Genomic DNA, 18,896 nt, shown 5'->3' with positions numbered 1-18,896 from the left:
CCGCCCCCTCAGAACACCGCCCGGGCCGTCGCCTCCCCCATCATCTCGCGTCGCAGCAGCGGGATCGGCGGCCCACCATAGCTCAACAGCCGGTCGTGGAACGTCTTCCAGGCTTTCCGCCCGCCATGCTTCGCGGTCCAGTCGGTGCGCAGCCGCCGGATCAGCAGCTTGCCCATCGTGTAGTTCAGATAGGCAGGATCATAGGTGCCTCGCGCCGATTGCTGCCGCGCCATGCCCTCGTCCTGATAGCATTGTTCGACGAACATCCGTCGCGACTGGTCCTGCGTCATCCCCCGCGCATGCAGCCCGATCGCCGACAGATACCGGCAGTCGCGCAGCAACGCGTTGGAAAGCTGGCCGATGTGCACGGCGGGATCACCCGCGCCATAGCCCGCCTCCCACATCATCTCCTCCGCATAATGCGCCCAGCCCTCCGCGAACGCATAGCCGACGAACAGCCGCCCGAAGAGCGAGGGCGACCGGTTCGCATGCAGGAACTGCACGAAATGCCCCGGCATCACCTCGTGGATCGACGTGAACAGCAAGCTATCCTTGCCCGGCACGAACGCGTCACGCGTCGCCTGATCCCACGCCGGATCGGGCGGCGAGATGTAATAGACCGATGGCAGGCCGGTATCGAACGGCCCCGGCGGATCGATATAGGCGAGGTTCTGCCGGTTATACGGCGGACTCTCCTCGACCAGCGCCTGCTCCGTGCCCGGAATGCTGACGAGGTCCTTGGCGACCACGAACGCGCGCAGCGTCGGAATCTGCCGTCGCGCCTCCGCGACCGGCCCGTCCACAGGCTTCACGGCATTCATCTTCGCGACACAGGCCGGGATCGTCGCGCCCGCCGCATACAGCTTGCACGCCGCTTCCAGCGCCGCCCGGTTGCGCGCGAGGTCCGCACGCCCGGCCGCCTCCAGCGCATCGAGCGAGGTGTCGACGCCCTCCGTCGCGTTGACCATGCGCGTGAACCGCGCCGCTCCCAGCGCATAACCGTCCGCCGGCGCGCGCGCCTTCAGCTCCTTCATCCAACGACCCAGATCGCGCATCGCTCCGCTCGCCGCTCGCGCCGCATCCTTCAGGTCGCTTTGCGCACCCGCATCCTTCACGCCCGCAAACGCCGCGATCAGGTCGCCGCTATAATAGTCTGCAAACCCGTCGAAGCCCGCCTGCCCGTAAGCGACGAAGCTGGCCGGCATCGGCGTCTTCAGGTTCGCCCGGATCTGCGCCGCCGCCGCCGGCACCGCCCGCAGGAAGCGGGTCGCCGCCTTCATCCGCACCGCTGGCTCGGCATAGTTGCGCGCGATATAGACGTTCGGGTCCAATCCGTTGCCGACATACCAGGCCGGGTTGCTGTGCGGGAAATCCGCATTGGCCAGCCAGAACAGCCGCCCCTCCGCCGTCTGGATCAGGTAATCGCGCTCGAACCGGTCCTGCGCGCTCATCCCCGGCGTCGGCACCGCGCGCGCCTTGGTGATCGCAGCCCGGAAGAAATCGGCCTGCCGCTGCAACCCCGCCTCGCTCCAGTCGGGCAGTTGCCCGTCGAAGTCGTGCCGCCCCTGATATACCGCCGCCGCCGGGTCGAGGCGGAACAGCCCTTCGATGTAACCATCGCGAAAGGTCGCCCACTGGCTCTGCGCCGCGCCGATCCTCACAGGCGGCGCGCCCCGTCGGATCTGCGGAACGGGATCAGGAGCGGCGCCACCCAGCGCGATCAGCATCGCCGCCGTCGTCCCGGCCAGCGTCCATCGTTTCGTCATGCAACCCCCTCGATTCGCGTCGGGACCGATGCTGGCACGGCGCGCCGCGGGGGACAAACGCGATGCGGAACGCCGATCCTTAACGCACGTTACGGGGCACAGCCTATCAGGAGTTGAGTATGCCTTATATCAAGACGCGCGATGGCACCGATCTCTACGTCAAGGATTGGGGCGCCGGTCGGCCCGTGATCCTCACGCACGGCTGGCCGCTCAACGCCGACAGCTGGGACGCGCAGGCGATGGCACTTGCAAACGCCGGCTTCCGCGCGATCGCCTATGACCGTCGCGGCTTCGGTCGGTCGGGCCAACCGTGGAGCGGCTACGACTACGACACGCTCGCCGACGATCTCGCCGACGTGATGGAGGCGGCCGGCGCGGATACGGACGCGACGATCGTCGGCTTCTCGATGGGCGGCGGCGAGGTCGCCCGCTACATGAGCCGTCATGGCGGCAAGGGCGTGATCGCCGCCGGCCTGATCGCTTCGGTCGTGCCGTACATGCTGAAGACCGACGACAATGCCCACGGCGTCCCGGACGACACCTTCGCCCAGATGCGTCAGGGCCTGACGGAGGACCGCCCGAAGTTCCTGCGACACACCTTCATGCCGGGCTTCTACGGCGTCGGCACCTTCTCGCATCCCGTCAGCGACGATGTCGTCGAATGGTCGATCGGCATGGCCCTTCTCGCAGGCCTGAAGCCGACGCTCGCCTGCCTCGACGCGTTCGCCTACACCGATTTCCGTCCCGATCTTGCCGCGTTCCGCGTGCCGACGCTGATCGTCCACGGAACCGGCGATGCCACCGTGCCGATCGACACCTCCGCCCGCGCCGCCGCGGTGGGCATCCCCGGCAGCCAGCTCGTGGAATATGAGGACGCTCCGCACGGGCTGAACGTCACCCACTCGGATCGTCTCAGCCAGGATCTCATCACCTTCCTCGGCCGCTGACAGGCCACCGGCTCCCGGCTCATGCCGGGAGCCGGTCCTTACGTCCGTCGATCTACCGTAAGGGCAAACGGCAACCGCCAGCCCTGCCGCACCTTCGACCGATCAGGAAACGCCCAAGCACCGCACCCCCCATGTTTGCAGTGCTGACATTTTCAACATAATCTCAGCGCGCAGGAACGGTAGCAACCGAAAAGAAGAGGGTGGCGTGGTGGGCAGTGATCCATCCGATTCTTTCGCTATCCTTCATCGCCATACCCGCGTCGCGCACCGCTGAAGTTTCCAAACTATCGGCCGATGCGGTTGCGCAGTCGCAAGTCAAAGCCTTCAACCGGGCGACGTCGATGCGTTCGCATTCTTCTAAGCCGACGATGTAGAGCGGTTCGATCTCGGGTCGGAGGTAAAGCCCACTCTGTCGGGGGCGAGCGGTCCTGATCGCCCGCCACCTGTTCATGCTCGAACGATATCACCCGAAGGCCACGATCCTGTCGCGCATGCAAAACGGCGACTTCGTGATCGACCGGGAGCGGACAGGCGCCGCTGGCCGCACGAGCGAAGGCATCGCCATCTATCGGGTATAACGGACAAGATCACGCGCATGTGGCTCGCGCCATGACGCAATCGCGGGTATTCCGGGTCCGCTCGTTCATGCAAGCGCCCACGCGTGATCGCACCAGAGGCTTCGAGACGATGCCCGATCGATCACTTTCGCAGCAACCGTCACTCTGCGGTCGGCGCTCGGATCGCCCGCTCGAAAGCACGGAAGAAATTGTCTGCTACGATCTCGTCGACGCGTTCGCCGCCCAGACCAGTGCGGTCGTGAGCGGTCGTGAGCGGTCTCTCAGTCTACTGTCAGGGTGAGCCGCCACACGCCGTTGTCGATCATCGCATTCGGCCAATCGGCGCATGGCTGGAGAAAGCCACGCTGGCGGGGGCGCGAGGATCGCCCACCACCCCGCAAACGCAATAGCCTCAGCGCGTCGCCATCATCGCCGGTGTGAGCCGCGCGAGCCCACGCTGCGCGATCTCGTGCGAAGACACCGAGTCGCCGGTCGGCAACGCCATCGCAACGGCAGGGCGATCGAGCACCGCCGCGTACAGGCCGCGTGCCGCGTCGAGCCGGCCGGTCTGTCCGTAGACGACCGCCAGGTTGAGCATCAGTTCGGGCCGCTCGGGAAATATACGGCGCTCTGCAATCAGTCGCTGTTCGGCGCCCTTCAGGTCGCCCGTCGCAATGGCCCGATAGCCGGTGCGATCTGCCGCAAGCGCCGGCGTCGCGATTCCTGCCATCAGGCACGCCACAAGAATGGTCCGCATGGTCCGTCTCCTTTCATCGCCTCATCGTTGAGGTTTCAGTTTTGTGACATTGGTATGTCACTTTCGTGAAACGCTCGCAAGCGATTGTCGGTCCCGGATCGAAACGCCTCTTCGGAACGATTTTGCGAGGGTCGCAGCGTTCCTGCCACCGATGGTCAGTCACAGGTTCGAGGCTCCTCCGGGGCAATGGAGGAGCAGGGGGCGCAGATGAGACCTGCGTATCAATCCGGCGTTGGCCACCCGCTGCGGCCGCCCGGAGTATAGCCGATCAGATTGCGCGAACGCGGGCCAACACGGCCTCGCTCTTGAACGGCAGTCCTGTCCCAAGGCCGAGCAACGCGCCAATGGCCTCTATGACGGTAGATGGAATCGCCATTCAGCGTGGCGGATCGCGCAAGCTCAAACGAGCCGTCACCGCGCCCATGGGCCGAGGGACGCCTTAGGCAAGCGTACCGGTGGATTGCTCAAGGAGCAGCGCTCGCTGAACCGTAGCCCAGGATCGCGTCCGGTGTGACGCGGCGTATGAGGCAGCGCGATACAGCCGCCTCGCCTGCGTATATCGATCCGCCCCGGATCGGAGAGACATTCATAGCGAGGTACGGCGGTCGTTCTGGCACAACCGTCACTCGAATGTGACGCCCCAGCGACAGACGTACCTGCAACGGCAGAGCGGAAGGCGCTTGGCGATCCGAGGGACCTTGGAAAACGTCCCGAGCGACGAGCCTCGGAATGGCGCGGCCGACTGTCTCGACCCGTCCCGGGGCGAATCAACGTTCAAGCTGAGAGTACAACGAGCGCCCCGACGACGGTCGCCCGGTGCATGTTCAGTACTTATCCCCTCGAGACATCTACCAATCATGTATCCCCGCGAAGGCGGGCACCCCATGTGCTCCCGCCTTCGCGGGAGCACATGGGGTGCCAAGCAGACCGGTCCTCTCCGAAGGGCTAAATACCAGCATGGTCCGGGGATCGCTCTCGCTACACCTCGGACCGAGGACCACTAACACAGTGACGGGACAGCCCGTTCGCACCGCGTCGAGCATCGCTATCGATCCATCGTGACCCGTTGCGGTGGTACACGCTGGTGTCGGAATTGCCCGGCAACAAACGGCGCACGATCGACTCCAATGTTCGCGGCAATGGCGAACGATGACCTTGCTCGCGGCGCTGCAGTGCGACCTGATCGGCCCGGGGGGCATGCTCGATCAACCGTTCAACGGCCAAAACTGCTGCGATTATGTCGAGCAGCGTCTTGTGCCGACGCTCTCGCCCGGCGACATCGTCATTATGGATAATCCCGGCCGCCGCAGGCGACCTGTTGTCCGCCGGGCAATCCGCCGCACCCGAAGCCAGGCTGCTGTTCCTGCCGCCCTGATCGCCCGACCTCACCCCAACGGGACGGTTCCCGCGAAGCTCCAGCACCGTATGCGCAAGGCCGCCGAGCGCTCCCACTAAGCGATCAAGCGGCGCATCGGACCCCCGCTCGACGCTTTCCCTCTCCCCGAGTGCTCCAACTCCCGGCTCGACGCAGACCACGGGTCAGCCCGATGACGTCTGACCCTAATGGCGTGAAAGTGGAACGCGTTCAGCGCCCCCCTTTGTCGGGCAGTCCGAGGTGACGAAGTAATTTTGCCGAACCAGCAACGGAGGACGCCCAGTTCACGATAGTCCAGTCCGGCCGTCACGTGATCGCCGGCGCCCGCCGACACATAGCGCATAAAAAGGGCGGCCCCGAGGGACCGCCCATTCATGCTCGCTCGAGCCTAATGTCACCGCGACCGGCGCGGCAAGGGATCAGAAGTCGTTGCGATACTGTTCGTTGCCGATGAAGCCGAGCTTCGTGATCGCGGACCGCTTCACCGTCGCCAGCGTCCGGTCGACCGCTTCGTAGCGAGCGTCCGGTGCGGGCTGGAAGTGGAGCTCGGGCTCCGGGTTCATGCCCGCGGTCTGGTCCAGATACTGGCGCAGCGTCACGTCGTCCACCGGAGCACCGTTCCACGCCACCGTGCCGGCGGCGTCAATCGTGATCTTGTTCTTCTGCGCATCGACCGGGTTCGGCTGGTTCTTCGAGTTCTGCGGCAGATCGACCTTCACCGCATGCGTCTGGATCGGAATGGTGATGATGAACATGATCAGCAGCACGAGCATGACGTCGATCAACGGCGTCGTGTTCATTTCCATCATCGGCTCGCCGTCTTCGCGGCCTGCACTCATTGCCATAGGTTTATCCCTCGCTCGCGCGGATCAGATCGACGAACCGCCGCCGGGGGGCGGCTCGGAGATGAAGCCGACGCGGGCAAAGCCGGCCTGCTGCATCGTGTAGATGGTGCCGCCGATGCACCGGTACGGCGTATTCACGTCGCCCCGGATATGCGCTTCCGGCAGTTCCAGGCCCGCCGCGTTGACACCGCCCTGACGGTCGATCTCGGTCTTCAGCTTGGCCACCGCCAGATCCAGCAGTTCCTGGTGGCCGACCTTGGACATGTTCCAGTAGACTTCGCACTCGCCGCCGTTCGACGTGACGGAGAGGTTGACGTTCTCCGGTTTGGTCGTGGTCGGGTCGAAGCGAACGTCGGGCAGCTTCAGCTTCACCGTCTGCAGCACCACGGGCACCGCGATCAGGAAGATGATGAGGAGCACCAGCATGACGTCCACGAGGGGCGTCGTGTTGATGTCCGACAGCGGGGCGTCGTCTTCGCCTCCTCCGGTACTCATCGCCATGTCTTGGCAATCCTATCCTTGAAGTACACCGGCCGCGAACCCCGCACGGGGCGGGCCGGCGTGATGGTCGGGGTCGCCACAGCGGCGGCCCCGACCCAGTTGGTTACGGGCGCGACTGGACGCCACCGGCCTGACCGGCCGTCGTCGTGGCAGTGTTGGTCTTCAGCGGCGCGGTCTTCGGCGCGGTGCCGACGACCGGGCGCACGGCACCGTTCGATGCCAAGAAGCCCAGCACGTCGTTCGAGAAGGCCGACAGGTCCTTCGCGATCGACTTGTTGCGGCTCTGGAGCCAGTTGTACGCGAGCACCGCGGGAACCGCGACGACCAGGCCGAGCGCGGTCATGATGAGCGCCTCACCGACCGGACCGGCGACCGCGTCGATCGATGCCTGACCCGACGAGCCGATCTTGATGAGCGCGCGATAGATGCCGATAACGGTACCGAACAGGCCGATGAACGGTGCGGTCGAACCCACGGTCGCCAGGAAGGCGAGGCCGCTGGCCAGCTTCGAGTTCACGGCCGCTTCCGAGCGGGCCAGCGAACCGTGCAGCCAGTCGTGCGCCTCGACCGGATCGGTCAGCTTGGCGTGCTGGTCTTGCGCCTCCAGACCGTCGTCCACGAGCTGCTTGTAAGCCGAGTTCTTCTCGAGCTTGGCCGCACCCTCGCGCAGCGAGTTCGACTGCCAGAAAGTCTGACGGACGCGCTTCGCCTGGTTGATGATCTTCTGCTGCTCGAACAGCTTCGAGAACAGGATGTAGAACGACACGATCGACATCAGGACGAGGATCGAGAACACGGACTGCGAAATCAGGCCGCCTTCGCGGAGAGCTGCTTCGAGACCGTACGGGTTCGCGTCCTTGGCCGCTGCGGCTCCCCCGGCCGCAAGAATGGTGGTGATCATGGTGGCTGGATCCTCTGACTAATTCGATGATGAGTTTGGTTTAGAAACGGTCCGCATTACTGCGGCGGCATCCGCCACACGACGCGCCGCGACGAGCTCGACCGGATCGGATTGCCCGCCTGATCGACCGCCGGTGAATAGCGACCGCGACGGGTGATCGCCGAGCAGGCCGCCCGATCGAGTGCGGCCGAGCCGCTCGACTGGGTGACGACGCAATTCTCGACGCGACCCTGGGCGTTGATGTCCCACTTGATCGCCGACGTGCCTTCTTCCTGCAAACGCAGCGAGCTGGCCGGATAGTCGTCGGTAGACACCCACTCCGCAGGATTGCCCTTCGCACCCGCCGCCTTGCTGATCACCGGCGCGGCCGGGGGAGCAGGCGGTGCCGGCGGGGCCGGCGGCGCGGGTGGCGCTGTCGGCTGCGACGGCGGGATGATGATCGACGTGTTGATCGCGGGGGCCGGCACCGGCGTGGTGACAATCGGCGGCGGCACGACGACCGTGGTCGGCGGCGGCGGCAGATTCGGCTGGTCTGGCGGCGGCGGCGGCGGCTCGTCCGGCGGCGGCGGCGGCGGCGGCGGTTCCACGTCGAACGTATTCAAATCGCTCGAAACCTTCTTGACGTACTGGTACGCCAGGCCGGTTACGAAGGCGTAGCCGAGAGCGGCATGGATCAGCGCGACGATCACGATCGCGACTACCTTGCCCCCGCTCATCTTCTGGTCGGTATAGGCCATTCAGCAACTGCGCTCCCTTGGTCCTCGAACGGCTGACAAAGAATCGGAGGCGTGCCTCCTCTCCTTCCGCCTGTCGGGCAGTTAACGAACCCTAACGTCGCTGAACGGAGCACGCAAACGCTTTGTCGCACGCAATAAAAGCGCAACATATTGTCGTTTGGGAGAGTGGGAGTGCGCGGAATATGTGCGGTTCATGTCGAATGCGTTAAGGCAAGCGCCATGATGTCCCGATTCCGTACGCCTCTCCCGCTCGCCGCCGCGCTTATCGCTGCGGTACCGCTACCGCTCGCCGCGGCGGTCCAGATGCCCCAGGGGGCCACGAGCGCCGCTCCGGCGGGCACCGCACCCGCCGGCGTCGGGCCGGCTTTTGCCGACCTGACCGACCTCGTGCTCGCGGCGCCGGTGATCGTCGATGCGACCATCGCCTCGACCACCCGCATCAAGGGTGCGGAGGCGGCGGGCGTCGCGCCCGGCATGACGCGCTACTATGTCGAGGCGGATGTCGGCGCCCTGGTCCGCGGCGCCGCCGGCGTGCCACAACGCATCGGCTATCTGCTGGATGTCGCGCCCGATGCGCGGGGCCGCCAGCCTCGCCTGAAAAAGTCCCGTGTCCTGCTGTTCGCACGCCCCGTGGCGGCCGCCGGGGACCAGCTCCAGCTCGTTGCGCCCGACGCGCAACTCGCCTGGACGCCGGGTCTGGACGCCAGCGTCCGGTCGATCGCAACCGCCGTCGTTGCGGCCGACGCGCCGCCCGCCATCGTCGGCGTCGGCAACGCCTTCCACGTGCCCGGCGCGCTGCCCGGCGAAAGCGAGACGCAGGTGTTCCTCAAAACGGCCGACGCGCGCCCGGTGTCGCTATCCATCCTGCGCCGCCCCGGCGAGCAGCCGCGGTGGTCGGTCGCATTGGGAGAGATCGTCGATGACGCCGCCGGCCCGCCCGTGCGCGACACGTTGCTTTGGTATCGCCTCGCCTGCGCACTGCCGCCGGTGCTGCCCGATGCCAGCGTCGGCGACCTCGACCAGACCGGCGCGACCGCCGCGAAGGAGGACTACGCCGTCGTGATCGCAGCGCTGGGCCCCTGCGGCCGGACTCGCAGCACGCCCGGTTCCAACGACCTCAGCGCCGGTGCCGCACCAGCGTGATGCCGATCGACTCGCCTGCCTCGGCGATCGCCAGCTTCACGATCCGGACCTGAACGCGCGCGACACGCGCATCCTGCAGGAACAGCGTCTCGCAGATATGCTCCGCCACCGCCTCGACCAGCGTGAAATGCACCCCCTCCGGCAGCGCGGTGGTCGCCGCATGCTTCAGGTCCATGTAGTTCTTCGACGCGTTCAGCGGCGTGTCCGGCGCGAACCGCCCCCCGACATCGAGGTCGACGGTCATGGAGATGCGCAGTGGCTGCGGCAGGTGCGTCTCCTCCGAATAGATGCCCGTCAGGACCATCACTTCCAGATCGTCAATATGCAGTTGCAGCCGGTCTTCCATGCGCCCGCGCCTTAGGCGTCAGGCCGGACAGCGGCAATGCCCCCGACTGTGTCGTTGATCAACGCCGCGGCTTGCCTTCCCCCACGGTGCGGCTACAGCGCGCGGCGCCTGCCGGGAGAGACCCGATCACCACCACGCCTGCCATCCTGCCCCTGACCCCGGACCGCACTGCGGAGGTCGAGCATCTGCTCGACCGCGCATTCGGTCCCGACCGCCGCACGCGCACCGCCTATAAGGTGCGCGGCGATGTCGCGCCGGTCGCTGGGCTGAGCTTCATGGCGGTGGACGAGGGGGCCGTAGATGGCGGCGTACTGGTGGGCTCGATCCAGTGCTGGCCGGTCGCGCTGGTCGACGATCACGGCACCGCGCATCCGCTGGTCATGGTCGGCCCGATCGCCGTCGCCCCGGAACGTCAGCAGGACGGCATCGGCCGCCGCCTGACCACGGCCGCGCTCGATGCCGCCGCCGCGCACGGGCTGGATGCCGCGCTGATGCTGATCGGCGACCCCGAATATTACGGACGCTTCTTCGATTTCACCGCCGATCGCACCGCAGGATGGCGACTGCCCGGTCCGGTCGAGCGTCGCCGCCTGCTCGCGCGCGGACCGGCGGTGCCCGATGCGGCCGGCGTACTCGGCCCGGCGCTTCGTCTCGCCGCCTGAGCCTTTACGCGTCCGCCGTCCCGCCCTACCTCGCCCGCCATGCCGATGGAGCCGCTTCCCGACCTCGCCACACTCAGCCTGCCGGAAATCGCCCGGCTGGTCGAGGAGCAGCGCCTGCCCCCCGTCGATCAGTGGAACCCGCAGCATTGCGGGGACAGCGAGATGCGGATCGCCGCCGACGGGACGTGGTTTCATCAGGGGTCGCCGATCGGCCGTCCCACTATGGTACGCCTGTTCTCCACGATCCTCCGGCGGGAGCCGGACGGCGGTTACGTCCTCGTCACCCCCGTCGAAAAGCTGACGATCGCGGTCGATGATGCGCCGTTCGTCGCCGTGGAGATGAAAGCGGAGGGCGACGGCCCCGAGTCGCGGCTCGCCTTCCGGCTCAATACCGGCGACCTCGTGACCGCTGGGCGCGATCATCCGCTGCGATTCGCTCCCGCCGGCGGTCCCGACGGTCACGACGCCCCTCACCCTTATCTCCATGTTCGCGGCACGATCGGTGCGGGGCTGGAGGCGCTGGTCGCCCGCTCCGTCTATTACGATCTCGCGGAGCGGGCGATCGCCAGCGGCGACGCGGCACCCGGCATCTGGAGCGACGGCGCGTTCTTCCCCTTCGCGCCCGCCGCGGCATGACGCTGGCGCACCGGCTGCGCGCCGCCCTGGATGCGTCCGCGGGCGGCACGATGCTGGCCGGCGACGATGACGAGCTGCTGACCCGCGGCGACATGACTGCGGCGGCGGTGCTGATCGCGGTCACCGACCGCCCAGAACCCGGGGTGATCCTGACCCAGCGCACGGAGACGCTGCGCAAGCATCCCGGCCAGGTCGCGTTTCCCGGCGGCCGCCTCGACCCCGGCGAGGACGCCATCACCGCCGCCCTGCGCGAGGCGGAGGAGGAAGTCGCCCTCCCCCGCACCGTGCCCCACGTCATCGCCACACTGGAGCCGTATCGCACCGGCACCGCGTTCGAGATCGTGCCGGTGATCGCCGTCGTCCCGCCCGACCTGCCGCTCGTGGCCGCCGAGGCGGAGGTCGCCAGCGTGTTCGAGGTGCCGTTGAGCTTCCTGCTCGACATCGCCAACCACGCCGCGCGCACGGCGATGTGGCAGGGGGCGGAGCGCCATTATGTCGAGATCCTGTGGAACGATCGCCGCATCTGGGGCGCCACCGCGGGCATGATCGTCAACCTCTCGCGTCGTCTGGCCGGCCTGTGAGCACTATCCTGCCCGATGCGCCTTGGCGTCGCCGCGAGGGGCTGGACCGGCTCGCCGCGATCCTCGGCGGCAGCGTTGGGGAGGCGCGCTTCGTCGGCGGGGTCGTCCGTGACACGCTGCTCGGCATCGACGCGGCCGACATCGACATCGCCACCGCCCACCCGCCGGCGGAGGTGCTGCGCCGCCTGAAGGAGGCGGGAATCAAGGCAGTCCCGACCGGCCTCGCCCACGGTACCGTCACCGCCATCCTGGCCGGTCAGCCGATCGAAGTCACCACGTTGCGCCGCGACGTCGCCACCGACGGCCGCCACGCGCTGGTCGCCTTCACCGACGACTGGCGGGAGGATGCGGACCGCCGCGATTTCACGATGAACGCGCTCTACGCCGATCCGGCGACCGGCGCGGTGTACGACTATCATGACGGGCTGACCGATCTCGCCGCCGGCCGCGTTCGCTTCATCGGCGACCCGCTGCGCCGCATCGCCGAGGATCACCTGCGCATCCTCCGCTTCTTCCGCTTCCACGCGCGGTTCGGCGACGCGATCGACGATGCCGGCCTTGCCGCCTGCGCCGCCCGCGCCAACGACCTGATGGCCCTGTCGCGCGAACGCATCGCGGCCGAGTTGCTGAAGCTGCTCGTCGCCCGCGACGCAGTGCGTGTCGTGGCGCTGATGGTCGAACACGGCATCCTGCGCGCGGTGCTGCCGGAGATCGACGCGGCAGGGATCGCGCGCCTGACCGCGCTGGCCGCGCTGGAAGCCCGGAGCGGCACCGCCCCCGACGCGATCCGCCGCCTCGCCGCGCTGATCCCGGCCGAGCATGCGGATGCGGTGGGCGCGCGACTGAAACTGTCCAACACCGACCGCAAACGCCTCAACGCCGCAACGGCGGGGCCGGGTAGCGAGGGACCGAACGCGCTTGCCTATCGCTGCGGCATGACGGTCGCGATCGATCGCCTGCTGCTGGCCGGCAACGACATCCGCGCGATCGAGGGCTGGCCCGTCCCGCGCCTGCCGATCACCGGCGGCGCCCTCGTCACCCGCGGCCTCGCCAAAGGCCCCCAGGTCGCGACCGCGCTGCGCACGATCGAGTCGCAATGGATCGAAGAAGGATTCCCCGACGCCTCCCGCGTAGAGACGATCGCCGACGCCGTCGTGGCGGAAACGCTGGCAGGTAGGGGCTGATCCGGCTCCGAAATACGGGCCACGCCAACCCAATCCACCCCACCCGTCATCCCAGCATTCGCCGGGATGACGGACCGGCAGCCCTACTCCGCCGCCTGCGCCTGCGGCCGCTCCATCAGCATCGCCAGCGCGACATCCGCCTCCAGCGGACGGGCATAGAAATAGCCCTGCCCGTAGGTGCAGCCCAGCGCCGCCAGCGTCTGAGACAATTCGCTCGTCTCGATCCCCTCCGCCGTCGTCTTCATCCCCAGCGCCTGCGCCAGGCTCAGGATCGCGCGCACGATCGCGATCTTGTCGCGATCGGCCAGCATGCCCGTCACGAAGCTGCGGTCGATCTTCAGCACGTCGATCGGCAGCTTCTGGAGGTAGGCGAGGTTCGAATACCCCGTCCCGAAGTCGTCCATTGCCAGCGTCGTGCCCAGCGCCTTCAGCGCATGCATCGTGCCCGCGATCCGGTCGGGATCGGTGACGATCGCGCTTTCCGTCAGCTCCAGCGTGAAGCGATCGCCGCTCAGCCCGGACCGGTCGAGTGCGCGCCGCACGACGGGAGCGATGGCATCGCGTTGCAACTGGATCGCCGACAGGTTCACCGCCAGCTTCACGCCACAATCGCCGCCCATCGCGCCGTCCCATGACGCCAGCGTCCGCGCCGCCTCGTCGATCGCCCATCGGCCGAGCGGCACGATCAGCCCTGACTCTTCCGCCACCGGGATGAACTCGGCCGGCGCCAGTTCCTCATCACCCTCGCGCCACCGCGCCAGCGCCTCGAACGCGATCGTCTCGCCCGTCGCCAGGTCGCAGATCGGCTGGTAGGTCAGGCGAAGCCGGCGCTGTTCGATCGCCCGGCGCAACGCCGTTTCCATCCCGAACTGCTCGCGCGCGATCGTAAAGGCCTGCGTCTGGTACGTCTCAACGCGGCCCGTCGCCTTGGCGCGCTTCGTCGCGAATTGCGCATGGCGGACGAGATCGTCGATGCTGCCCGGCTCGGAGCCATACGCGATGCCGATCGAGCAATCGACGCTGATCTCGAAATCGGTCAGCCGGAACGGCGTCGCCAGCGCGCCCCGGATGCGATTCGCCAGTTCGTGCGCCTCGTCGTGCCGCTCGTCGATCGTCATCAGCACGCCGAACTCGTCACCGCCGATCCGCGCGAGCGTGTCGCGCGCCCTCAGCGCACCCTTGACCCGCCGCGCCACGGTGATGAGCAATTCGTCGCCCGACAGGCTGCCCAGACACGCATTGACCCGCCCGAAGCGCGCCACGTCGATGACCATCACCGCGCGGTGGCCGCGATCGCTCTCGGCCGCCTCGATCAGGTCGGCAAAGCCTTCGCGATTCGGCAGGCCGGTCAGGCTGTCGGTCGTCATCTCCCGCCGTAGGCTGCGTTCGGTATGATGCTGCGACGTCTGGTCGATCAGCGTGATCGTGCACCGACCCGTCAGCCGCACATCGGACCGCGCGAGCGTCACCCGAAAATAGCGGCAGTCGACGGCGCTGCCGATCGTCCAGTCGAATGCCATGTGAAGATCGTCGGAACCGAGAAACGTCTCCATCCGCGACGCGATGCTCACCAGCAGCGGCGACCGTTCGGCGACGATCCCCAGCCCTGCCGCACGATAGGCGCGATTGACCGCGACGAACTGGAACCCGCTGCCTTCGCGGATCACATGCGCTGCCGGGATCGGCATCAGGTCGAGCGCACGCGCGACACCCTGCACCGTAAACGGTGGCGGCAGCGGGGGCTCGGTCTGGGCTATGGCCATGCCCCGGCTCTAGCCCCGACTGGTTAAGACCCACTGAAGCCTTACCGAAAGTCGCTTTCATCCGCGTAACATACGTTACATCGAACGAACATCGGACAGGTCAGCCGAAACGGTTGTCGCGGGGGAAACCGGTCGGCGGCATCCGTCCCGCCGCACCGCGTGCCGCCCGCCATGCGGACAGGTCCGGCTCCGACCGCATCCGACCCGTACCGCCGCCCATCGGCCAGCTCAGCCCCTGTGCGAACACGAACGTCTTGGCATCGGACAGGCCACCGTCGCGGAACCGCTGCAGTTGCAGACCCTGCCCGCGGCTCATCTCCACCAGCTCGGCGATCGGGAAGACCAGCATCTTGCGGTTGTCGCCGATCGCAGCGACGTAATCATCGTCCTTGCCGACCGGCCGCACCACCTTCAGCAGCGCACCCGTGCGCGGCGTCATCACCGTCTTGCCCTTGCGCGTCTCGGCGATCGTGTCCGCCACCTGCACGATGAAGCCGCGTCCGTCGCTCGCCGCGAGCAGCAGCCGGTCCTGCCCGCTCGCTTTGACGAGTGCGATGACGCCGACGCTCCCGTCCAGATCGACCATCGCCCGTACCGGCTCGCCGAATCCGCGACCGCCCGGCAGCTTGTCCGCCGCCAGCGTGTAGAACCGCCCGTTCTCCGCCGCCATCAACAGCTTGTCGGTGGTCTGCGCATGAAAGGCGAAGGCAGGACCGTCGCCCTCCTTGAACTTCATCGTATCCGGCGCGGACAGGTCGTTGTGCCCGCGCAGCGCGCGTATCCAGCCGCGCCGGGACAGGATGACGGTGATCGGCTCGCGTTCGATCATCGCCTCCAGCGGAATCTCCCGCGCCGGAGCCGCTTCCTCGATCGTCGTCCGCCGCGCCCCCAGCAGCGTCTCCGCCCCGTACCGGTCGCGCACCTTGGTCAGGTCGCGCTTCATACGCGTCTTCTGCTTCGTGGGCGACTCGAGCAGCGCCGCCAGTCCCGCACGTTCCTTGTCGAGCGAGTCCCGCTCCTTCCGGATCTCGAACTCCTCCAGCCGCCGCAGACTGCGCAGCCGCATGTTCAGGATCGCCTCCGCCTGACGGTCGGTCAGGCCGAACTCGGCGATCATCACCTGCTTGGGCTCGTCCTCGGTGCGGATGATCTCGATCACGCGGTCCAGGTTCAGATACGCGATCAGATACCCGTCGAGCAGCTCGATCCGGTCGGCGATCTTGTCCAGCCGATGCCGCGTCCGCCGCTCCAGCACCACGAACTGGTGATCGACCCACGCGCCCAGCGCCTCCGCCAGACTCATCACCCGCGGTGTCCGGTCCTTGTCGAGGACGTTCAGGTTCAGCGGCACCCGCACTTCCAGGTCGGTCAGCCGGAACAGCCCGTCCATCAGCACGCCGGCATCGACCGTACGACTGCGCGGCTCCAGCACGATCCGAACCTCGGCATCCGACTCGTCGCGGACATCCGCCAGGATCGGGAGCTTCTTGTCGTTGATCAGGCTCGCGATCTGCTCGATCAACTTGCCCTTCTGCACCCCAAACGGAATCTCGCTGACCACCGCCTGCCAGCCGCCGCCCTTTTCGCGCTCGACCGTCCAGCGTGCCCGCACGCGGAAACTGCCGCGGCCGGTGCGATAGCTCTCGGCGATCACCGCCGCCGGATCGACGACCAGCCCGCCGGTCGGAAAATCGGGCCCCTTCACAAATTGCAGAACGTCGGCGGCGCGATCGTCGACGAGCGCAATCGCCGCGTCCAGCAATTCGGCGGCGTTGTGCGGCGGAATGCTGGTCGCCATGCCGACGGCGATACCTGCCGCGCCGTTCGCCAGCAGGTTCGGGAACAGGCCGGGGAACAGCTCCGGCTCCTGCTCCTCACCGTTGTAGGTGGGGCGCAGGTTCGCACCGTCCTCGTCTAGCCCGTCCATCAGGTCGATCGCGACCTGCGTCAGCCGCGCCTCGGTGTACCGGTACGCCGCAGCGTTATCGCCGTCGATATTGCCGAAATTCCCCTGCCCGTCGACCAGCGGATACCGCAGCGAGAATGTCTGCGCGAGGCGGACCATCGCGTCGTACACCGACTGGTCGCCATGCGGATGATATTTGCCGATCACGTCGCCGACGACGCGTGCGCACTTCTTGTAACCCTGGCTGGGATCCAGCTTCAGCAGCCGCATCGCCCACAGCAACCGACGATGTACCGGCTTCAGCCCGTCGCGCACATCCGGCAGCGACCGCGCCGTGATCGTCGACATCGCATAGACCAGATACCGCTCCGACAACGCACTGTCGAACGGCGCATCCAGCACGCCGATCGGCGCATCCTTGTCGGTCAATTCAGCCATCGCCCGACGGGATAGCACCCGCGTTCCCGTTTTGTCATCCCGGCTGTCCTACGCCACGTTAAGATGGCAGGATGCAACCTATGACGGCAACTCCCCCTCCCACGAATCCCTTCGGTAACATCGCGTCCGGTCCTTCGCCGACCGCGAGGTTATCAGCGCCTCCACTTCCTCCACTTCGGCACGCATTTCGACGAAGTGGAGGACACGCTGGAACGCCTCCACTTCCTCCACTTCGAACCGTGCTGACGCTGCTGGCGCTTGCTCTTGTCGCACCGCTCGGCATGACTCCGGCCATGTCCGCAGACCGCCTCCTGACCTGGCCCGACCTGACCAAGCGCACGAAGCCTCGGCCCGACGCCACCGTCGATTACGGCCCCGACCATATGCAGAAGGTCGATGTCTGGCTGCCCGCCGGTCGCGGTCCGCATCCCGTCGTGCTGATGGTCCACGGCGGCTGCTGGCAGACGGAGATCGCCGATCGCAGCCTGATGAACTGGATCGCCGACGACCTGCGCAGGCACGGCGTCGCCGTCTGGAACATCGACTATCGCGGCGTCGATCGCGCCGGCGGCGGCTATCCCGGCACCTTCGCGGACGTCGCCGCCGCCGCCGACGCGATGACCGCCAACGCCCGCCGCTTCCACCTCGACCCGCGCCGCCTCGTCGCTGTCGGCCACTCCGCCGGCGGGCATCTGGCGCTGTGGCTCGCCGCCCGCGCCCGCCTGCCGAAGACCAGTCCGCTCTACACCGCCAAGCCGCTGCCGATCCCGCACGTCATCAGCCTCGGTGGCCTCCCCGATCTCGAAGCCACCGCTAACAGCCCCGATAACGGCTGCGGTACGGAGGTCGTCGCGAAGCTCGTCGGCACCCGCACTGACCCGTACGCCGACACCTCCGTCCCCCGCCTCCTGCCGCTCGGCATCCCGCAGGACCTCGTCAACGGCCGCGAGGACCGCATCATCCCCTTCCGCATGGCCACCGATTACATCGCGGCTGCAAAGGCCAAGGGCGATATGGCCGCGCTCCACACCGTGGCGAAGACAGGTCACGTCGAACTGATCGCGCCCGAAACGGCGGCATGGGCGCAAACGCGCAGACTGATCCTCAGCGCGCTTGCTCCCGTGACGCGCTAGACTATATATCGACCATATTCAGTCAGTGGAGTCGATCATGCGCTTCTCGACCCAGATCAAGCCTATCAGCTACGTCAAGGCGAACGCCGCCGAGATTATCGCCGAACTCAATGACGGGGGCGCACCCATCGTCATTACCCAGAACGGTGAGGCAAAAGCGGTACTGCAGGACGTTCGCGAGTACGAGCGGACCCAAGAGACACTGGCCATGCTGAAGATCATTGCGTTGGCAGAGCGCAACATCGAGGAGGGCCGGACCCGCCCTGCCCGCGAAGTGCTGGAGGAACTGCGCCAGAAATACGTTGCGGAGTGACCGAGCCGATCGACTTCGAGGTCGAGTTCGATTTCGATGCAGCCACGGACCTGAACGCGATCGCCGATTACCTCGCCCATCATCGTTCGGCCGAAGCGGCCGGCGCCTTCGTCACCGAAGTGATCGCCCGGGTAGAAGCTTTGGCGACCTTCCCCTTTCGGGGATCTGTTCCACGGGAACTGGAGGTCGTCGGTCGCCGGCAATACCGCCAGATCGTCTTCCCACCCTATCGCATCCTGTACCGCGTAGCCGATGCGACTGTGACGATCGTTCTGCTCGCCGACGGCCGCCGCGATATGCAGGCCCTGCTCGACGATCGCCTTCTCAACCGGGATCGCCCGATTTGATTGCGCCCTGCCCGCCCGTCCCGTATAGGCGCGCCATCCTTACCTGCCCCGGCCCGCG

At 67.1% G+C, this 18,896-nt stretch carries 20 protein-coding genes; 10 read left to right on the top strand and 10 right to left on the bottom strand.

Annotated features, from left to right (window positions below; genetic code table 11):
* Positions 1 to 8: 8 nt before the first annotated feature.
* Entirely contained in the window at positions 9 to 1,766 is a 1,758-nt protein-coding gene (locus ILT43_RS09375; RefSeq protein ID WP_204198689.1) for a DUF885 domain-containing protein, read from the bottom strand.
* 119 nt (positions 1,767 to 1,885) lie between these two features.
* Here ILT43_RS09375 and ILT43_RS09370 point away from each other — a divergent pair, with 119 nt between their 5' ends.
* Entirely contained in the window at positions 1,886 to 2,713 is an 828-nt protein-coding gene (locus ILT43_RS09370; protein WP_204198688.1) for an alpha/beta fold hydrolase, read from the top strand.
* Positions 2,714 to 2,876: 163 nt separating this feature from the next.
* Here the strand turns inward: ILT43_RS09370 and ILT43_RS09365 are convergent, their stop codons facing one another.
* Both ILT43_RS09365 and ILT43_RS09360 read right to left on the bottom strand, forming a co-directional pair.
* Positions 2,877 to 3,164: a hypothetical protein gene (locus tag ILT43_RS09365; RefSeq protein ID WP_204198687.1), complete on the bottom strand. Its 288-nt coding sequence runs from the start codon at positions 3,162 to 3,164 to the stop codon at positions 2,877 to 2,879.
* Positions 3,165 to 3,682: 518 nt separating this feature from the next.
* Positions 3,683 to 4,027, bottom strand: coding sequence for a tetratricopeptide repeat protein (locus ILT43_RS09360; protein WP_204198686.1), 345 nt, complete (start codon positions 4,025 to 4,027; stop codon positions 3,683 to 3,685).
* Between the two features lie 1,149 nt (positions 4,028 to 5,176).
* On the opposite strand from ILT43_RS09360, the gene ILT43_RS09355 reads away from it, so the two are divergent.
* Positions 5,177 to 5,482, top strand: a complete 306-nt coding sequence (locus ILT43_RS09355; RefSeq protein WP_204198685.1) for a hypothetical protein — start codon at positions 5,177 to 5,179, stop codon at positions 5,480 to 5,482.
* Between the two features lie 339 nt (positions 5,483 to 5,821).
* On the opposite strand, the gene ILT43_RS09350 is transcribed toward ILT43_RS09355, so the two are convergent.
* From ILT43_RS09350 to ILT43_RS09335, 4 genes are all read right to left on the bottom strand, one after another.
* The gene (locus tag ILT43_RS09350; protein WP_204198684.1) at positions 5,822 to 6,247 is read right to left on the bottom strand and encodes an ExbD/TolR family protein; all 426 of its coding nucleotides are present in this window, start codon (positions 6,245 to 6,247) and stop codon (positions 5,822 to 5,824) included.
* Positions 6,248 to 6,271: 24 nt separating this feature from the next.
* Positions 6,272 to 6,748, bottom strand: coding sequence for an ExbD/TolR family protein (locus tag ILT43_RS09345; RefSeq protein ID WP_239474249.1), 477 nt, complete (start codon positions 6,746 to 6,748; stop codon positions 6,272 to 6,274).
* A 103-nt stretch (positions 6,749 to 6,851) separates the two neighbouring features.
* Positions 6,852 to 7,649 (bottom strand): MotA/TolQ/ExbB proton channel family protein, encoded by a 798-nt coding sequence (locus ILT43_RS09340; protein ID WP_204198683.1) that lies wholly within the window; start codon positions 7,647 to 7,649, stop codon positions 6,852 to 6,854.
* Positions 7,650 to 7,705: 56 nt separating this feature from the next.
* A complete protein-coding gene (locus tag ILT43_RS09335) occupies positions 7,706 to 8,386 on the bottom strand; it encodes an energy transducer TonB (RefSeq protein ID WP_204198682.1) in 681 nt (226 codons plus the stop codon).
* Positions 8,387 to 8,605: 219 nt separating this feature from the next.
* Here ILT43_RS09335 and ILT43_RS09330 point away from each other — a divergent pair, with 219 nt between their 5' ends.
* On the top strand, positions 8,606 to 9,529 hold the full coding sequence (locus tag ILT43_RS09330; protein WP_204198681.1) for a hypothetical protein: 924 nt from the start codon (positions 8,606 to 8,608) through the stop codon (positions 9,527 to 9,529).
* Here the strand turns inward: ILT43_RS09330 and ILT43_RS09325 are convergent.
* Positions 9,504 to 9,875 carry a dihydroneopterin aldolase gene (locus ILT43_RS09325; protein ID WP_204198680.1) on the bottom strand — a complete coding sequence of 124 codons (372 nt, stop codon included), beginning with the start codon at positions 9,873 to 9,875 and terminating at the stop codon, positions 9,504 to 9,506. The two genes, ILT43_RS09330 and ILT43_RS09325, sit on opposite strands and share 26 nt — an antisense overlap.
* A 125-nt stretch (positions 9,876 to 10,000) precedes the next feature.
* Here ILT43_RS09325 and ILT43_RS09320 point away from each other — a divergent pair, with 125 nt between their 5' ends.
* From ILT43_RS09320 to ILT43_RS09305, 4 genes are read left to right on the top strand one after another with little or no spacing between them, the layout of a single operon-like run.
* Positions 10,001 to 10,537, top strand: coding sequence for a GNAT family N-acetyltransferase (locus ILT43_RS09320; protein WP_343283965.1), 537 nt, complete (start codon positions 10,001 to 10,003; stop codon positions 10,535 to 10,537).
* A 39-nt stretch (positions 10,538 to 10,576) separates the two neighbouring features.
* Positions 10,577 to 11,173 carry a DUF1285 domain-containing protein gene (locus tag ILT43_RS09315; protein WP_211534419.1) on the top strand — a complete coding sequence of 199 codons (597 nt, stop codon included), beginning with the start codon at positions 10,577 to 10,579 and terminating at the stop codon, positions 11,171 to 11,173.
* Complete coding sequence (locus ILT43_RS09310) at positions 11,170 to 11,754, top strand: CoA pyrophosphatase (protein ID WP_204198678.1); 585 nt, start codon at positions 11,170 to 11,172, stop codon at positions 11,752 to 11,754. Before ILT43_RS09315 ends, ILT43_RS09310 begins: the two co-directional genes overlap by 4 nt.
* Positions 11,751 to 12,938 carry a tRNA nucleotidyltransferase/poly(A) polymerase-related protein gene (locus ILT43_RS09305; RefSeq protein ID WP_204198677.1) on the top strand — a complete coding sequence of 396 codons (1,188 nt, stop codon included), beginning with the start codon at positions 11,751 to 11,753 and terminating at the stop codon, positions 12,936 to 12,938. Before ILT43_RS09310 ends, ILT43_RS09305 begins: the two co-directional genes overlap by 4 nt.
* 83 nt (positions 12,939 to 13,021) lie before the next feature.
* Here ILT43_RS09305 and ILT43_RS09300 read toward each other — a convergent pair whose 3' ends face one another.
* On the bottom strand, positions 13,022 to 14,701 hold the full coding sequence (locus ILT43_RS09300) for a putative bifunctional diguanylate cyclase/phosphodiesterase (protein WP_204198676.1): 1,680 nt from the start codon (positions 14,699 to 14,701) through the stop codon (positions 13,022 to 13,024).
* A 100-nt stretch (positions 14,702 to 14,801) separates the two neighbouring features.
* Positions 14,802 to 17,045: a DNA topoisomerase IV subunit A gene (parC, locus tag ILT43_RS09295; RefSeq protein WP_204198675.1), complete on the bottom strand. Its 2,244-nt coding sequence runs from the start codon at positions 17,043 to 17,045 to the stop codon at positions 14,802 to 14,804.
* 239 nt (positions 17,046 to 17,284) lie between these two features.
* Between parC and ILT43_RS09290 the strand changes: the two genes are divergently transcribed.
* Genes ILT43_RS09290 through ILT43_RS09280 form a run of 3 tightly spaced genes read left to right on the top strand, consistent with a single transcriptional unit; the run spans position 17,285 to position 18,838 of the window.
* On the top strand, positions 17,285 to 18,178 hold the full coding sequence (locus ILT43_RS09290) for an alpha/beta hydrolase family protein (RefSeq protein ID WP_204198674.1): 894 nt from the start codon (positions 17,285 to 17,287) through the stop codon (positions 18,176 to 18,178).
* Positions 18,179 to 18,215: 37 nt separating this feature from the next.
* The gene (locus ILT43_RS09285; protein WP_055842979.1) at positions 18,216 to 18,491 is read left to right on the top strand and encodes a type II toxin-antitoxin system Phd/YefM family antitoxin; all 276 of its coding nucleotides are present in this window, start codon (positions 18,216 to 18,218) and stop codon (positions 18,489 to 18,491) included.
* Positions 18,488 to 18,838: a type II toxin-antitoxin system RelE/ParE family toxin gene (locus ILT43_RS09280; protein ID WP_204198673.1), complete on the top strand. Its 351-nt coding sequence runs from the start codon at positions 18,488 to 18,490 to the stop codon at positions 18,836 to 18,838. Before ILT43_RS09285 ends, ILT43_RS09280 begins: the two co-directional genes overlap by 4 nt.
* The last annotated feature ends 58 nt before the right edge of the window (positions 18,839 to 18,896 follow it).

It is taken from the genome of Sphingomonas longa (genome assembly GCF_016892685.1).
GTDB classification, from domain to species: Bacteria; Pseudomonadota; Alphaproteobacteria; order Sphingomonadales; family Sphingomonadaceae; genus Sphingomonas; species Sphingomonas longa.
The sequence above is the reverse complement of the archived record's forward strand: the minus strand, read 5'-3'. Positions and strand labels throughout refer to the sequence as shown.

What these genes read in the sequence shown, in the direction of transcription:
- ILT43_RS09355 (WP_204198685.1), top strand. Translation starts at nt 5,177, where the DNA reads ATGACCTTGCTCGCGGCGCTGCAGTGCGACCTGATCGGCCCGGGGGGC.
- ILT43_RS09360 (WP_204198686.1), bottom strand. Translation starts at nt 4,027, where the DNA reads ATGCGGACCATTCTTGTGGCGTGCCTGATGGCAGGAATCGCGACGCCG.
- ILT43_RS09340 (WP_204198683.1), bottom strand. Translation starts at nt 7,649, where the DNA reads ATGATCACCACCATTCTTGCGGCCGGGGGAGCCGCAGCGGCCAAGGAC.
- ILT43_RS09310 (WP_204198678.1), top strand. Translation starts at nt 11,170, where the DNA reads ATGACGCTGGCGCACCGGCTGCGCGCCGCCCTGGATGCGTCCGCGGGC.
- ILT43_RS09350 (WP_204198684.1), bottom strand. Translation starts at nt 6,247, where the DNA reads ATGGCAATGAGTGCAGGCCGCGAAGACGGCGAGCCGATGATGGAAATG.
- ILT43_RS09300 (WP_204198676.1), bottom strand. Translation starts at nt 14,701, where the DNA reads ATGGCCATAGCCCAGACCGAGCCCCCGCTGCCGCCACCGTTTACGGTG.
- ILT43_RS09365 (WP_204198687.1), bottom strand. Translation starts at nt 3,164, where the DNA reads ATGAACAGGTGGCGGGCGATCAGGACCGCTCGCCCCCGACAGAGTGGG.
- ILT43_RS09315 (WP_211534419.1), top strand. Translation starts at nt 10,577, where the DNA reads ATGCCGATGGAGCCGCTTCCCGACCTCGCCACACTCAGCCTGCCGGAA.
- ILT43_RS09335 (WP_204198682.1), bottom strand. Translation starts at nt 8,386, where the DNA reads ATGGCCTATACCGACCAGAAGATGAGCGGGGGCAAGGTAGTCGCGATC.
- parC (WP_204198675.1), bottom strand. Translation starts at nt 17,045, where the DNA reads ATGGCTGAATTGACCGACAAGGATGCGCCGATCGGCGTGCTGGATGCG.
- ILT43_RS09345 (WP_239474249.1), bottom strand. Translation starts at nt 6,748, where the DNA reads ATGGCGATGAGTACCGGAGGAGGCGAAGACGACGCCCCGCTGTCGGAC.
- ILT43_RS09285 (WP_055842979.1), top strand. Translation starts at nt 18,216, where the DNA reads ATGCGCTTCTCGACCCAGATCAAGCCTATCAGCTACGTCAAGGCGAAC.
- ILT43_RS09375 (WP_204198689.1), bottom strand. Translation starts at nt 1,766, where the DNA reads ATGACGAAACGATGGACGCTGGCCGGGACGACGGCGGCGATGCTGATC.
- ILT43_RS09330 (WP_204198681.1), top strand. Translation starts at nt 8,606, where the DNA reads ATGATGTCCCGATTCCGTACGCCTCTCCCGCTCGCCGCCGCGCTTATC.
- ILT43_RS09325 (WP_204198680.1), bottom strand. Translation starts at nt 9,875, where the DNA reads ATGGAAGACCGGCTGCAACTGCATATTGACGATCTGGAAGTGATGGTC.
- ILT43_RS09370 (WP_204198688.1), top strand. Translation starts at nt 1,886, where the DNA reads ATGCCTTATATCAAGACGCGCGATGGCACCGATCTCTACGTCAAGGAT.